General features: G+C 61.3%; 17 protein-coding genes, 1 tRNA gene and 1 pseudogene. 8 read left to right on the top strand and 11 right to left on the bottom strand.

Annotated features, from left to right (window positions below):
• Positions 1–1,140, bottom strand: a complete 1,140-nt coding sequence (locus NKJ40_RS09825) for an ABC transporter permease (protein WP_352465913.1) — start codon at positions 1,138–1,140, stop codon at positions 1–3.
• The gene (locus NKJ40_RS09830; protein ID WP_352465914.1) at positions 1,137–2,669 is read right to left on the bottom strand and encodes an ABC transporter ATP-binding protein; all 1,533 of its coding nucleotides are present in this window, start codon (positions 2,667–2,669) and stop codon (positions 1,137–1,139) included. Before NKJ40_RS09830 ends, NKJ40_RS09825 begins: the two co-directional genes overlap by 4 nt.
• Positions 2,670–2,850: 181 nt before the next feature.
• On the opposite strand from NKJ40_RS09830, the gene NKJ40_RS09835 reads away from it, so the two are divergent.
• Positions 2,851–3,060 carry a SlyX family protein gene (locus NKJ40_RS09835; protein ID WP_352465915.1) on the top strand — a complete coding sequence of 70 codons (210 nt, stop codon included), beginning with the start codon at positions 2,851–2,853 and terminating at the stop codon, positions 3,058–3,060.
• An 83-nt stretch (positions 3,061–3,143) separates the two neighbouring features.
• On the opposite strand, the gene NKJ40_RS09840 is transcribed toward NKJ40_RS09835, so the two are convergent.
• The 3 genes from NKJ40_RS09840 to NKJ40_RS09850 all read right to left on the bottom strand — a co-directional run bounded on the left by NKJ40_RS09840 (position 3,144) and on the right by NKJ40_RS09850 (position 5,403).
• The gene (locus tag NKJ40_RS09840) at positions 3,144–4,133 is read right to left on the bottom strand and encodes a BMP family lipoprotein (protein ID WP_292657345.1); all 990 of its coding nucleotides are present in this window, start codon (positions 4,131–4,133) and stop codon (positions 3,144–3,146) included.
• A gap of 215 nt (positions 4,134–4,348) precedes the next feature.
• Positions 4,349–5,011 (bottom strand): peptide-methionine (S)-S-oxide reductase MsrA, encoded by a 663-nt coding sequence (msrA, locus tag NKJ40_RS09845; RefSeq protein WP_352465916.1) that lies wholly within the window; start codon positions 5,009–5,011, stop codon positions 4,349–4,351.
• Between the two features lie 68 nt (positions 5,012–5,079).
• On the bottom strand, positions 5,080–5,403 hold the full coding sequence (locus tag NKJ40_RS09850; protein ID WP_352465917.1) for a hypothetical protein: 324 nt from the start codon (positions 5,401–5,403) through the stop codon (positions 5,080–5,082).
• A 430-nt stretch (positions 5,404–5,833) separates the two neighbouring features.
• Here NKJ40_RS09850 and NKJ40_RS09855 point away from each other — a divergent pair.
• Positions 5,834–5,923 (top strand) — tRNA-Ser (locus NKJ40_RS09855).
• 84 nt (positions 5,924–6,007) lie between these two features.
• Here the strand turns inward: NKJ40_RS09855 and NKJ40_RS09860 are convergent.
• Both NKJ40_RS09860 and NKJ40_RS09865 read right to left on the bottom strand, forming a co-directional pair.
• Positions 6,008–6,319, bottom strand: a pseudogene (locus NKJ40_RS09860) (SOS response-associated peptidase family protein); the annotation flags it as partial.
• A gap of 71 nt (positions 6,320–6,390) precedes the next feature.
• Positions 6,391–6,675 carry a hypothetical protein gene (locus NKJ40_RS09865; RefSeq protein WP_352465918.1) on the bottom strand — a complete coding sequence of 95 codons (285 nt, stop codon included), beginning with the start codon at positions 6,673–6,675 and terminating at the stop codon, positions 6,391–6,393.
• A gap of 263 nt (positions 6,676–6,938) precedes the next feature.
• On the opposite strand from NKJ40_RS09865, the gene NKJ40_RS09870 reads away from it, so the two are divergent.
• Positions 6,939–7,760, top strand: a complete 822-nt coding sequence (locus NKJ40_RS09870) for a hypothetical protein (RefSeq protein ID WP_352465919.1) — start codon at positions 6,939–6,941, stop codon at positions 7,758–7,760.
• A gap of 109 nt (positions 7,761–7,869) precedes the next feature.
• On the opposite strand, the gene NKJ40_RS09875 is transcribed toward NKJ40_RS09870, so the two are convergent.
• From NKJ40_RS09875 to NKJ40_RS09890, 4 genes are all read right to left on the bottom strand, one after another.
• A complete protein-coding gene (locus NKJ40_RS09875; protein ID WP_352465920.1) occupies positions 7,870–8,277 on the bottom strand; it encodes a hypothetical protein in 408 nt (135 codons plus the stop codon).
• Between the two features lie 272 nt (positions 8,278–8,549).
• Positions 8,550–8,822 (bottom strand): hypothetical protein, encoded by a 273-nt coding sequence (locus NKJ40_RS09880; RefSeq protein ID WP_352465921.1) that lies wholly within the window; start codon positions 8,820–8,822, stop codon positions 8,550–8,552.
• A gap of 462 nt (positions 8,823–9,284) precedes the next feature.
• A complete protein-coding gene (locus tag NKJ40_RS09885; protein WP_352465922.1) occupies positions 9,285–9,884 on the bottom strand; it encodes a YdeI/OmpD-associated family protein in 600 nt (199 codons plus the stop codon).
• Between the two features lie 120 nt (positions 9,885–10,004).
• Positions 10,005–10,430: a cupin domain-containing protein gene (locus NKJ40_RS09890; protein WP_352465923.1), complete on the bottom strand. Its 426-nt coding sequence runs from the start codon at positions 10,428–10,430 to the stop codon at positions 10,005–10,007.
• A gap of 321 nt (positions 10,431–10,751) precedes the next feature.
• On the opposite strand from NKJ40_RS09890, the gene NKJ40_RS09895 reads away from it, so the two are divergent.
• From NKJ40_RS09895 to NKJ40_RS09915, 5 genes are all read left to right on the top strand, one after another.
• Entirely contained in the window at positions 10,752–11,186 is a 435-nt protein-coding gene (locus tag NKJ40_RS09895; protein WP_023675304.1) for a DUF3597 domain-containing protein, read from the top strand.
• Positions 11,187–11,593: 407 nt separating this feature from the next.
• Positions 11,594–11,824 (top strand): hypothetical protein, encoded by a 231-nt coding sequence (locus NKJ40_RS09900; protein ID WP_023675303.1) that lies wholly within the window; start codon positions 11,594–11,596, stop codon positions 11,822–11,824.
• A gap of 232 nt (positions 11,825–12,056) precedes the next feature.
• On the top strand, positions 12,057–12,245 hold the full coding sequence (locus NKJ40_RS09905) for a DUF3606 domain-containing protein (protein ID WP_023675302.1): 189 nt from the start codon (positions 12,057–12,059) through the stop codon (positions 12,243–12,245).
• Entirely contained in the window at positions 12,245–12,427 is a 183-nt protein-coding gene (locus NKJ40_RS09910) for a hypothetical protein (protein ID WP_254816845.1), read from the top strand. The genes NKJ40_RS09905 and NKJ40_RS09910 overlap by 1 nt, the downstream gene beginning before the upstream one ends.
• 113 nt (positions 12,428–12,540) lie before the next feature.
• Complete coding sequence (locus tag NKJ40_RS09915) at positions 12,541–14,022, top strand: hypothetical protein (protein ID WP_352465924.1); 1,482 nt, start codon at positions 12,541–12,543, stop codon at positions 14,020–14,022.
• Positions 14,023–14,326: the final 304 nt, after the last annotated feature.

A 14,326-nucleotide genomic window follows, 5' to 3' on the forward strand; every position in this document is an offset into this window, starting at 1 on the left:
TCAGGCACCCTTCCCCTTGACCGCTTCCATACCAACCGATCTCGGGCTGAGCGAGGCGAACAGCGCCTGGACGTAGGGCCGGAACATATGCTCGAGCGCGCCGGCGAACAGGATGACGAGGCCCTGGATGATGACGATCATGTCGCGGCTGATCGCCGGCATCTCGAAGGCGAGCTCGGCGCCGCCCTGGTAGAGCATGCCGAACAGTATTGCGGCAAGCACGATGCCGACCGGGTGCAGGCGGCCCATCAACGCCACTGCGATGCCGACGAAACCGGCGCCCGAAACGAATTCGAGTGCGACATTGTGCTGGTCGCCCATCGTCGGGTTGAGCGCCATCATGCCGGCCAGCGCGCCCGAGATCATCATCGCGATGATGATGATGCGGATCTCCGAAATGCCGGCATAGCGCGCCGCTTTCGGGCTATGGCCATAGGTGCGCATCTCGTAGCCCAGCTTGGTGCGCCAGATCAGCACCCACACGAGAAAGGCCATGGCCAGCGCCAGCAGCGAGCTGACGTTGAACGGCGCCGAACGGATTTTGGCGCCGAACAATTCGATGATCCAGTTGAGCTTCGGCAATTGTGCGCCTTCGAGGAAGGTGCGCGTCTGCGGCGCCATCGAGCCGGGCGGCTTCAGCATGCCCACCAGCGCATAGACCATGACGCTGGCGGCGATGAAATTGAACATGATGGTGGTGATGACGATGTGCGAGCCGCGCTTGGCCTGCAGATAGGCCGGGATCAGCGCCCACAGCGCGCCCATCGCCGCTGCGGCGACAATGGCAATCGGGAAGGTCAGCCACCAGGGCAGCACGCTGTCGAAGGCCAGGCAAACGATGCCGATGCCGAGACCGGCGATATAGCCCTGGCCCTCGCCACCGATGTTGAACAGGCCGCAATGCGCCGCAACCGCCACCGAAAGCCCGCTGAAGATGAAGGTGGTGGCATAGAAAAGCGTGAACGCGATGCCTTGGCCGCGACCGAAGGCGCCCTCGACCAGGACGACGGCTGCGCGCAGCGGGTTCTCGCCAACCAATATGACGACGAAGCCGGCAACGACGAAGGCGACGAACAGATTGATCAGCGGGATCAGCACGTAATCGGCCCAGGCCGGCAGCTTGGCATAGGGAGTGCTCACTCGGCCGCCTCCCGGTGCTCGACGCCGGCCATCAGCAGACCGAGTTCGCCCTCGGTCGCGTCGGGGCCGCGCTCGCCGACGATGCGGCCGGCAAACATCACCAGAATGCGGTCGGAAAGCGAACGGATCTCGTCGAGCTCGACCGAAACCACCAGCACCGCTTTGCCCTGGTCGCGCATCGCGATGAGGCGCTTGTGGATGAATTCGATGGCGCCGACATCGACGCCGCGCGTCGGCTGGCCGACGATCAACACGCCGGGATCCTGCTCCATTTCCCGCGCCAGCACGATCTTCTGCTGGTTGCCGCCGGAGAAATTGGCGGTCTTGAGGCGGCAGTCGGCCGGGCGGATGTCGTATTTGACGATCTTGTCCCTGGCATCGTTACGGATGGCGTCGATGTCGAGGAACGGCCCCTTCAGATAGCGCTCGTCGTCCTGGTAGCCGAGGATCGAATTCTCGTTCTCCTCGAAGGCCAACACCAAGCCGACATGGTGGCGGTCCTCCGGCACATGGGCAAGGCCGCGCTCGCGCAGCTCGCCAGGGTCGGCGGCGCCGGTCAGGTCGATCGGCTTTCCGTCCAGCATAACCGAGCCCGACACGGCATGCCTGATGCCGGAAATCGCCTCGAGCAGTTCGGATTGTCCGTTGCCGGCGACGCCGGCAATGCCGACGATCTCGCCGGCGTGTACGTCGAAGGAGACGTCGTCGACCATGGTGACGCCGCGGGAATCCTTGACCCTCAGGTTCTTGACCGCGAGCTTGACGCCGCCGGCCTTCGCCTCGCCCTTCTCGACGCGCAGCAGCACGCGCCGGCCGACCATCAGCTCGGCCAACTCCTCGACCGTGGTCTTCCTGGTTTCGCGTGTCGCCACCATCGTGCCCTGGCGCATCACCGAGACCGTGTCGGTGATCGCCATGATCTCGCGCAGTTTGTGGGTGATCAGCACGATCGTCTTGCCCTGCTCCTTCAACTGCCTGAGGATACGGAACAGGTGGTCGGCCTCGGCCGGCGTGAGCACGCCGGTCGGTTCGTCGAGGATCAGGATCTCGGCGCCGCGATAGAGCGCCTTGAGGATTTCGACGCGTTGCTGCAGGCCGACCGGCAACTCCTCGATGATCGCGTCTGGATCGACTTCGAGCCCGTATTCGCGCTCGAGCCGCTCCAGCTCGGAACGCGCCTTGGCGATGCTCTTCTTCAGCAGCGCATCGCTTTCGGCGCCGAGGATGACGTTTTCCAGCACCGAGAAATTGTCGACCAGCATGAAATGCTGATGCACCATGCCGATGCCGAGCGCGATCGCATCATTGGGTGTCTTGATCGATGCCGGCTGGCCGCCGACACGGATTTCGCCGGAATCGGCCTGATAGAAACCGTAGAGGATCGACATCAGCGTCGACTTGCCGGCGCCGTTTTCGCCGACGATGCCATGGATGGTGCCGCGCATGATCTCCAGATTGATGTCGCGGTTGGCGCGCACGGCGCCAAAGCTCTTGTCGATGCCGATCAGCTCGATTGCGGCTTGCGCCATGCAGCCTGTTCCCACTGTTATTTTTTTACCGCTTGGTCAAACGCCTAGCATGACGCCCAGTCTGTGCCAATTGGGTCTGTGCCAATTGGCCGGAGCAGGGTTCACTCTCGACAAATCCCGCCATGCTTGTCAATTTCCAACGTAGCCGCAGCCTGCACAATCGCCTGATCGAGGATTTCAAATGACCATGCCCGACGACCGGCTGACGACGCTGGAAATCCGCGCCGCCGAGCAGGAGAAGACCATCGAGGACCTGTCCGGCCAGATCGCCGAACAGTGGAAGGTGATCGAGCGCATGCAGCGCAAGCTCGATGCGCTGGCCGAGCGCTTCCTAGCGCTGGAGGAACAGGCCGCACCCGACGTGCCGGTAACCAAGCCGCCGCACTGGTGAGCGGCTGACAATGCAAACCGCCGGGCTTTGACCCGGCGGCGCGTCAATTCAGCAGTGCTAGTCGATCAATAAGGGCAATCAAATCAATACGGGCAGGCATTGTCCGACATGTAGTCGTGCACCTTGATGGTGCCGGCGATGATGTCGGCCTTGGCCTTTTCGACCGCTGCCTTCATCGCATCGTCGACAAGTGCCTTGTTGTTATCGTCCATGGCGTAGTCGACGCCGCCTTCCTTGAGGCCGAGATCGTTGACGCCGGCCGTGAACTTGCCGTCCTTGGCATCCATGAAGGTGTTGTAGACGGCAACGTCGACGCGCTTGACCATGGAGGTCAGCACCTTGCCGGGCTGCAGGCCGTTCTGGTTGGAATCGACGCCGATGCCGAGCTTGCCGGCGTCGGCCGCTGCCTGCAGCACACCGACACCGGTGCCGCCTGCCGCTGCGTAGACCACGTCGGCGCCCTGGTCGATCTGCGTCTTGGCGATCTCGCCGCCCTTGGCCGGATCGTTCCAGGCTGCCGGCGTATCGCCGGTCATGTTCTGGATGACGTCGGTGGCGCCGGCCGCCTTGGCGCCGCCGACATAGCCGCAGCCAAACCTGCGGATCAGCGGAATGTCCATGCCGCCGACGAAGCCGACCTTCTTGGTCTTGGAAGCCATCGCCGCCATCACGCCGACGAGATAGGAGCCTTCCTGCTCCTTGTAGACCAGGGAGCGGACATTGGGCTTGTCGACGACCATGTCGATGATGGCGAATTTGGTGTCGGGGAACTCGGTGGCGATCTTGTCCAGCGCGTCAGCCCAGGAAAAGCCCGCCATGACGATCGGATTGCGGCCGTCCTCGGCGAAGCGGCGCAGCGCCTGCTCGCGCTGGGTGGCGTTGCTGACCTCGAATTCCACATAGGGGATGCCGGTCTCGGTCTTGAACTTTTCGGCGCCGTGGAAGGACGCCTCGTTGAACGACTTGTCGAACTTGCCGCCGAGATCGTAGAGGATCGCGGGTTGAATATCCGCGGCGAAGGCCGGAAGAACCATTGCAGCTGCGGCCATAAGGCCGAGAACGATACGTTTCATGTGATCCACACCCCTGTCGGTTATTTGTCCATTATGCACCGCATGCCGGCCCGGTTCTCCGGCAGGCATACGGCGTCAGGCAGGAGTGTCTTCCTCCCGCTTCGGGCCAATCTGGCACGGCCCGAAACAAAATTCACGTGGAATTTTGACCCTTTGGAAAAGCATGGCGCCGCATCGCGGCGCCACAGCATATTCCTTGCGTCAGGGGCGCAAGATCAGGCGGAGACCGCGGCCGGAATGGCGCAGGAGACGCCGGTTCCCTGCAGGCCGCAATAGCCGTAGGGGTTCTTCGCCAGATATTGCTGGTGGTCTTCCTCGGCGAAGTAGAATTCTGGCGCCGGCGCGATCTCAGTGGTGATCTTGCCGCGTCCGGCACCGCGCAGCGAAGCTTCGTAGGCATCGCGCGAGGCGAGCGCCGCCTGGTGTTGCGCGTCATTGAACGTATAGATCGCCGAGCGGTAGGTGGTGCCGACATCATTGCCCTGGCGCATGCCTTGCGTCGGGTCGTGGCTTTCCCAGAACAGCTTCAAAAGCTCGGCATAGGACACGATCTTCGGATCGTAGACGACGAGCACGACTTCGGCATGGCCGGTGAGCCCGGTGCAGGTTTCCTGATAGGTCGGGTTGGGCGTGACGCCGCCTGCGTAGCCGGCCGCCGTGACCCAGACGCCATCGACCTGCCAGAACAGGCGCTCGGCGCCCCAGAAGCAACCCAGCCCGAACATCGCCGTTTCCATCCCTTCGGGATAAGGACCCTTGAGCGGTCTGTTCGAGACAAAGTGCTTCGATGCGGTCGGGATCGGTCGGTCGCGGCCGGGCAGCGCCTCGGAGGGCTTCGGCAGGTTGAGCTTCTTGTTCAGCATGTCGCTGAGAAACATAGTGCGGTTTCCTTTTCTTCTTGGTTGAGCCTTCCCCGGCACGGGAACATCGGGTCAGGCTGGAAATATCAGGTCGCGGCGAACCGCCCGCTGGGGCGCTGCCGCCTGTAGCCGATGGCGTAAAGAATGAACGCCAGCACCGCGAACACGGCGAAGCCGGGCTGGTTGAGCACCCAGGCGATGGCGCCGTCCCACAGCAACGGATTGACCTTGTCGCGCACGAAGCTTTCGAAGGCGCTGCGCGTATCAGGCGAGACCGCGAGCCAGCTGGTATTGAGCGGGGTCATCACCAGCGCCGAAGCCGCCACCGAGCGGGTCGCGTCGAGCACGGCCATGATGACCGAAACCGAAAGCGCGACCATTGCAGCGAGACGAAAGACAAAGCGGAACATCCGGACCCTTCCTCCCCAGGAGTTTATCAGCCAGGAGTTTATCAGAATGTCGTGTCGGACTGTTAAATAGGATCTACTTGCTTCGCCTGCAATCGCGACACGCGAAGTTGAACCCGCGACCGCCGGTTCGGCGGAACCGGTGGCCCGCTGGACGGCAGGCGCCCTCCGCCGATCGTTTCGACAACTCCCCAAGGTGCCCCGGCGGCATGGGCTGAGCATCCCTATCCGGCAAAGCGAATAGAGTGTCTTGGCATTCGCCACCGGATCGACTAGATGAGCCCCGCGCCTGTTGCTTTGACGGCTCAGGTGCGGGGAAAGGGTATCCGCTGGTTGACGGCGCCCACGGCCGGAATTCCGGTCCGGAATCCCAAAGGAGATGCATCTCCCCAACCCGCGCGGCGAAACCGGCCGCGTCGAAAATGCTAAAGACGGAGAGGTGGCCGAGTGGTTGAAGGCGCACGCCTGGAAAGTGTGTTTACGGGAAACCGTAACGCGGGTTCGAATCCCGCTCTCTCCGCCAGTTCAGAACTAATCCCCTAAGTAGCTGAGTTTGCATATCTTTTAGGAATGACTTAGCAGGCTGGTGCCCACGACGGTGCCCCTGCTGCGGCGGAACCTTGAGTTGCGTGGCCGGCTTCTCGACAATTACAAGGGCCTCGTCCGGGGCGGTACGCTGTAGCCGCTTCCGACCACGGCGCTGTCAGCCACGTCTCCGTCTCCTCTTGCGTCGTGAGGTTCACCGGCATGGCCTTCTCATGGACGGGCGCAATGAGGCATTAGGCTTGGTCGTCAGGAAGCCATACACCTCGTGATCGCCGGGGCCTTCCCTGACTTTGCGCACGCCACTCCAGCGCGTCCACAGGCCAGCGAAAAAGAACAGCGGGCGGTCCTCATTGAGGGCGAACCAAAAGTTCCGGTGAGCAGCGATGCTCGACGCCGACACACTGCTGCCTAGGGCGATGCCCAGTGTATCATGGGGTAGACGCGTCATTTTGAACTCTGCGCGGCAAGCCGGGCCTCCTCGCGCCGGAGGACGGCCTTAGCCTGGCTGGCCACTGCATCCAGGTCGTCCTTCAGGAGCTTGATGTTCGCGTCGATTTCACGTTCGCTCCGGCACTCCGGGATCACAAGGTGCATCCCGCTGTCGCTAGTTGTCCACTGCTTAAGGCCGATTTCTATCGTCGGCATCTCCAAACTCAGCTCACCTTCTTGCGAACTGCCGCTCGTCACGCCGCTAAGTTCAAATCCGAAACGTCCTATCGTCTTGCCCATGTGCCGGCCTCAATGGTTTGCGTACAAAGCGAATGCCGCGACGATATAGGAAACAGCGATCATTGCGTAGGCGATTTGAAGAGCAGTCATGTTTTCATCCATTGGGGTTGTTCGACTGTCTCCGTTATAGCGGTCGAACGCCGGGTTGCTACCCAATGCTGACACCTCCTGACATCCGGAGGACGCCCCGCGCCCCAATGTCTTGCGAATCGGCCGAATCGGCGCGTCGTGCTATTGTCGGCAGCTGAGGCTGGAAGGGAATGATGGGCGAGGCAAAACAGCGCGAAACGTTCTCCCAGCGCATCCGAAGAGAGCAGCCGTTCTGCATCTTTTGCGGGGGCACGACGCCCAGCGAAACCGTCGAGCACTATCCGCCGCGAATCATCTTCGAAGGCAAACATCGTCCGATGGGTCTGGAGTTTGGGGCATGTAGAGTCTGCAATGAGGCCTCGCGCGAGGCCGACCTGATAGTGGCAATGCTGAGCCGCATAATGCCAGACTCCAGGACTGAAGCCGCACGACAAGAGGTTAAAAGGCTGATTGGCGCGGTGCTGCGGATTCCGGGGTTTGCCCAAGAGGTGCGCCCCGAGATGGACCAACTTGGCACCCTACTGCGCTACCGGGATATAGCCGCGCAACTCCCCTCATGGAACTTCCTCAGGATAGACGGCCCAATCGTGGCAAAGGCCATGACCATCTTTGCCTCTAAGCTGGGCATTGCAATGCACACCGCCACCACTCGCCGCATCCTACCCTTGAGCGGAGCCGTTGCGGTCCAATGGTACTCCAATTTGCAGGCCTACGAGGACAAGCTGCCGAAGGAGTTCCTAGCAATGTGCGGCCCCGGCAAGACACTCCGCCAAGGTGCCTTCCAGGTCGGAGACCAGTTTCGGGTGTCCAGCGCCCTTCCATCAGACGGCCTTGTGAGTGGCCACTTTGCAATCTTCAGGGACTCCTTCGGTATCTTGATGGGTGTTGCCGAGCAGGCTGAAGACCTTGAGGGAGGCTGGGCGTTGTCGCCAGGATTTCTAAAGCGGCCACTCAAAGTCCATCCCGTGCGGCAGGCGGCGCGCGAAGGCTACTGAGCGGCTTTCATCTGCGCCGCACCCTTACCTCAGATCAGCCCACAATCGACCGGGCCCGCGCTTCGCGAGAAGCACGGGCTTTGGTCTACTCGGCACTGTCGCTACGCGTCTAGCGCGGAACCGCTTGTATTCCCGAGACCGAGCGCTCTGTTTCGCTGGAGAAAACCACGAAGGCAAAGATCAGCACGGCGACAGCGACAATCATTGAGCCGGTGGCGACGATCGGCTCGAGCGCCGGATTTCCCTGCAGCATCAGGTAAAGCGCCGGCAGCATCACGACCAGGCCGAGATTGTAGACGCCATAGTGGATCATCGCGCTCCTGCGGGCAGCCTTCGCCGGGTTCAGCGCATAATAGCCGCCGAATATTGCACTGGTGACCCATCCCAGCAGGTTGATGTGCGCGTGAGCCGGAAACGCGCCGTGATCGCCTGAAATTGCCATCTGCAGGCCAGCTGCAATTCCCAGAATTAGAAAGACGATGGCTGTCTTGAAAAAGAGTTCCGAAACCTTAGGCATGTCATTCCCCCAAACCGTTTTTGCCGCCGCATCATGCTTTGGTTCCAGCGACCTGCCAAGGGGACCGTCGGGCCTGCGGAATCATTTATCGCCGGCCTGACAGCCCATCGGCGGCCGGCCGCCGGGCCTGGCCGGTTCGCGAGACCAGCCGGCAAAAAATATGCACTCACGCTAATTTAATTGCAACATTACCCGCCAGGCTTCCATGTCGTTTCTCGCCCAGGGAAGTGTCCTGCACGATCGTGGTGCCATACGCGCCGAAGATCTGCCCGTCACTGTTGCAGCAAGGCCTCGCCAAACTTCTCCCACAGCTGTGCGCAATCTGTTGCTCTGAGGCTGGGGGTTCCGAGTGGGCCATATCTGATGACGGCGGCGTGAACATCATAGCCAACGATAGGTGCATTGGCGACAAAGTGGATAGCCTCGCCCAATCGGCGGGGGCCAATTGGCGCATCGGTTTTGTTGGTGATGTCGAAGACACCACGAATATCCGCTTCCTGATTCCTGGCTGCCAACGCAGCCGCCATTACCCTTTCTTGCATCATCGAAATCTCTCCTATCGGTCTAAGTCTAAGAACCGCGGCTTGTGCCGGTCCGGCAGCTGACAACCGGCAAATCGAAGTGCCTTTTGCAGCATCTCGATTGGCTCTTGCTGCGAGCCACTCCGCCCGCTCCCGCGGCAAGCCGATAAGGCAACTGCCAGCGAAATCCGCAGGCACGTCCACGGTCGCATCAAACACGGCCCACGTGCCAGTCGGCTCCTGAACGGGCAAAAACCTCATAACAGCGCCTGCTAATATACTATGCCGACTGTGAGGACGAGACTTTTTCCTGCATCAACTAAACGAATGAGAGCTGGTGTCGAAGTGCCGGGCGACGCTCGTCGAAAACAAATCGTCGGCGACATCGCCTGGATCGAAGGTGGGCCTGAGCAGCGATCCGGCCGCATTCGGGGCTCGCCGACAGGGACAAGCACAAGACGCAGCGCCGGCACGCCTCGTCAGATGTTACTTTCTGCCCTGCGGATAGATCGTCTCGCCGCGCTTCAGCATCTCCACGAACGCCGCGATCTTCTTCTTGCGTCCGGCTTCGGTTTTCATGTTGTGGATGCGGAAGGCGAGTGCGAAGCGGTTTTGCCCGCTGAGCTTTGCCAGCATCTCTTTCGCCTTGGGCTCGGCGTCTATTGCCGCCTGGAGGTCGTCGGGGATCTTCATCTCCTTGCCGCTCTTGTAGGCGAGCGCCCAGCGGCCGTCGGCCTTGGCCGCATCGACCTGCCTCAGCCCGTGCTCGGTCATCCGGCCCTCCTCGATCAGCCGGGCGACATTGTCGACATTGATCTGGCTCCAGGTGCTCTTCTTGCCGCGCGGGGTGTAGCGCTGCAGGTAGCTTTTGCCGTCCAAGGCCTTGCGCACCGCATCGATCCAGCCCCAGCACAACGCCACGTCGATGGCTTGCTTCGGAGTGATCGACGGCAGTCCCGAATCGAGCTTATGGATCTTGATCCAGACTTCGTCCTCACTGTCGTGATGCTCGCCAAGCCAGGCATGGAAGCTTTCGGCATCCCTGAACTCGCGCACCTTGGCGGGGTCGACCTTGACGGGCGCCATCAGCCGGTCCGCCCATGACGCGAGCGCGTAACGACGCCAAACCGCTTGCCGGCCGCGCGCGCGCTCATCTCAGCTCCGAGTCCGCAATCCGCAGGCCTGGTGATTCTCGCCGGCACGCATTCAGCCCGCACGATTGGGCGTGCCGAGGACATGGGATTTCGGCGGCAGCATGACGTTGTCGAATGTCTGCGTGAACATCGCCGCCGCAAAGAAAGCGACGGCGCGCAGGGTTTCGGTGCCGGTGTTGACGAGGTCGTGCCTGACCGGCGTCGGAAGTACCAGGACGCTGCCGGGCCCGACCGGGTGGGTGGTGCCGCCCTCAATGTGTAGCTCGCCGGTGCCGGCGATGATGTATTGCGTCTCTTCGGTGGCGTCGCTGTGCCAGCCGAGCCGCTTGCCGGGCTCGATCTCGTAGACAATGACCGAGGACTGGGTGGTGCCGTGCCCGCCGTAAACCGCGAAAGCGCCGGCCCATTTGACCGACGGATCGTCCTCTGCCCAAACCAGCGAACGTTCGAGCCTGTCGGATGCGACGACTGCTGTCATGGCTTCGTTCCTCTCAGCGAATTGCGAACACGAATCTAGATGATTTTTCTGGTCTGCGTCAGCAAAACTGGCTGCTGACCGTTCCCTCGCCCATTGCGCGTGACGATTTGTCGGGCCGCGATCCGACCTATTCTACTCTCGGGCCGGATCACTGAGCCGATTCCCCAATGCAACCAAGCCTTTACCTTTTAGCCAGTTTTAAGTTGCCCCTGCGTTGCGTTCGTGGTCCGGTACAACCAGGGCGCTCAATGCGGCATTCGGCAACGGTCGCCCCACCGACCGTCAAGGCAACACACCGTCGAGCCAACACAGGAGATAGCAATGGGCATTTTCGACAGTATCAAAGGTGCGATTTTCGGAAACGCGGTTGCGGCCGAAGCGCCGCCGGCGCAACCGTCTCCCGCGCCTGCTTCGAGCACGGCCACCCAGCCGACGGCGCCTACCCGATCCGCCCCGGCTGCAACCCCGGCTCCGGCCGCGCCGGCCGCGCCGTCCTCTGCCCCGGACATCGCTGCCATTCTCGACAAGGCGGTGGCCGCGAAGGGGCAGAAACTCAACTGGAAGAATTCGATCGTCGACCTGATGAAGGCTCTGAATATCGACAGCAGCCTCGGCGCCCGCAAGGAGCTTGCCCACGAGCTGAACTACACCGGCGATATGAACGACACTGTAACGATGAATCTGTGGCTGCACGACGCACTGATGAAAAAGCTGGCCGAGAATGGCGGCAAGCTTCCGAGCGACCTGGCCGCCTAGAGTCACAAGACAAGCAATTCCAGGAAAACGTGTGAACGGTTTTCCGTCCGGAATTGCGTCAAACAAAAAGACAGACCGGTTCGGCGTTTCCGTGAAACGACGAACCGTCCCGGTCCTGCCCGCACCGTGGTTCTTGCTGCGCTGGCTTCGGCCGCAACCGAGCAGACCACACTGCCAAGCATCAGACTGCCAGTAAATAAAATTGAGACCGATCCCGGCCGCCGGGATTGGGTCTATGGCGAAGTCGCATGGCACAAAAGCGCTGCCGCCTCGCGCCCGGATTGCCTCCCGCAAAACCGACGATTTCGGTCGCTGCCCACGCGCTGGTAGGACCACCATTTCGCTGGCGAAACGCGACGTTCGGCGTATCATTCTCCCGGGAGAGGGTTCATGGTGGGAGGAAGCCAATGAACGTGGTGCAGCGGGTGACCGTCGCCGACTTGACGGCCCAAGAGCTTGTTTCATCTGCGCTTTCACGGTTCGGTGCCGGCGACACCATATCGACGAGGGCGATGCTGGACATCGTTCGCAGGACGGCCCCGGCCTGCGGCAACAGTGACGACGATCTGGTCGAGCTTATCGTCATGACGGCCGTTGGTAGGACCATGGGCGTCGTGTTCGACCATCGCTCCCATTAGCAATCCGGAACGAATACCAGGCTGCGCCCAGGAGCAGTGGCGGGCGGTTGGCAGCGCCGCCAAAGAGGCCAGCCTGTTTGTGCGCGAAGGCCGGCCTGACGCCAAGCCCCTGCTTTGAGCAAACCGCCGCGCATGCCCGGTCATGCCCGAGGGCAGGCAACTGGGCGACACGCTCGAAGGAACTCGCTGAAATCTTGCCCGTTATGCTCTCGTCGAGATGAGGAGAGCTGCCATGGCCGACGACAAAACCAAGACCGACAGTCGCGACCGCTCACGAATGGCGGGCGGCGAAGACTACGAGGTACGTCACTTCGCCGAGGAAGCGGGCATCACCCCGGATCAGGCACGCACGCTGATCAAGCGCCACGGCACCGACCGCAAGGTGCTGAACGAAATCGCCGAAAGCATAAGAGCGTCGTAATGGCTGACAAGAAAACCGCAATGGCCGACCGCAAGACGCGCGATCCGGACGAAAAGGAGGCTCTGCGCCTGGCCGAAACCACCGACGTTTCGCCGAAGCAGGCGAAGGATCTGATGCGCAAGCACGGCAAGGACAGCCCGAAGGTCGAGAAGGAAGCCAAGAACTTCAAGGCCGAGGGCTGAGCCGCCGAGCCGGTTGGACGCGCGGCACAGGGTTGTGGCCGCAATCCTGCAGCTTATCGGTTTTCTAACAAATTCGGCCTATCCCTTCCGCTATCGCGGCTCAGGGATGCCATATGCGCGGGATATCTGGTGAGGCGAGGCCGTCGATAGACGACATACGGCATGTGAGGCTGATGTTTTGCCTGCTGGCGGCGGTCGTGATGGCGGCGGCGCTCCTCGCCTTTGCCACCTCCCTCCTGCAGGATCCCGATAGCTGGTGGCACATCAAGGTCGGCATGGATATGCTGGCAAGCCGCACATTCCCCACCGTCGACATCTATTCCTACACTTTTGCCGGCCAGCCATGGATCGCTAAGGAATGGCTTAGCCAGGTTCTCCTTGCAATTGCCTTTCAAGCCGGCGGCTGGAACGGCGTGGTGCTGCAGGCGACTGCAGTAATCGCGCTGACGGCTTTCTTGACCTCGTGGTATCTCAGCGCGTGGTTGAAGCCGACGCTGGCGATAGGACTGACGCTGGTTCTCGCGCTCTTGATCGGGCCAATCTATGTCGCCCGGCCGCACATCTTTACCTTGCCCATCATCGTCGTCTGGACCGCCGGTCTTTTCCAGGCCGCACGCAACGAGAAAGCACCGCCCTTGTGGCTGCTGACGCTGCTTTGCCTGTGGGCCAATCTCCATGCCACCTTCACCTTCGGTTTCGTCATCGCCGCCTTCGCCGGGCTCGATCTCGTCATGCGCACGCGCTTGTCGAACCCCCGGCTGCTGGCCAAGTGGATCGCTTTCGGGCTGCTTTGCCCGCTGGTCAGCCTGCTCAATCCCTATGGCGTCAAGGCCATACTCGCCACATTCACCGTGGCCTATGGCAATGAGGCGGTGCCTTACATTGCGGAGTGGCAACCCTTCGACGCCTCGCGGCACACCCTCCAGGAGGTGGTCCTGCTGGCGGCGTTTTTCGGGCTGCTCGTGTCGAGATTGCGCATTGGCTGGGCCAAGGCGCTGTTCCTTGTCTTTACGTTGCACGTCTATCTCACCCACATACGGTTCATGTATCTGTTCTTTCTTCTCGTGCCGGTGGTCCTTGCCGTCGAGGTCGCGCAACAATATCCAGTGCTTTCAGCCGAGAAATGGGCGGCGGAAAAGCGCGACGGACTTGAACAATTTTTCGCACGGCAATTTTCCAGGATTTGCGCTGGACTTGCCGTTTTGCTGGTTTTGGCGGCTGCCGCCTTCACGACCTATCCGGTCGCGCCGAGCCAGAAGACCTCGGCGAGGGACGCACTGGCCTTTGTCCAAACCCATAATCTGTCGGGCAATCTGCTGAACTCCTACGATTTCGGCGGTACGCTGATTTTCCATGGCATCAGGACGTTTATCGACGGCCGCGCGGATCAGCTCTTCCTGAATGGCTTTACGGAAACGGATGAGCAGACGGGGCACAGCCGGGGCAAGCCGATCCTGAAAGCCCAACTCGACAAATATACGATAGGCTGGGCATTGTTGACCGCCGACGACAGCCGCATTCCGTTCTTCGACGAACTGGGCTGGAAGCGGGCCTATGCGGACGATTACGCGGTGATCTACACCCGCGCGGACTGAGCCCCGGCAGCTTCGCGCGCCGGTGCGCACCTCCCTCCTGAAGCTGTGGCCAGCGCCGAGGCGGCGAAATCCTTATGGGATTTTGATTTCTTTGCTCCGCGTCCCGTCTCGAACCTTTATGGCACTTTGATCCATATTCACCGGAGCGGTGTATCCAGCCGCCGATATGATGCGGCGACGGCTTGGATAGTTTGTTAAAGTAAACAAACAAATACAACATAAGGAAAACGCGCGGTGGACATAGTTGTTGTCGCGATTGGAATCGCGTTCTTTGCTCTATGCTTCGGCTACATCAAAGCTTGCG

It is taken from the genome of Mesorhizobium sp. M0119, from assembly GCF_040322615.1.
Classification (GTDB): Bacteria; Pseudomonadota; Alphaproteobacteria; order Rhizobiales; family Rhizobiaceae; genus Mesorhizobium.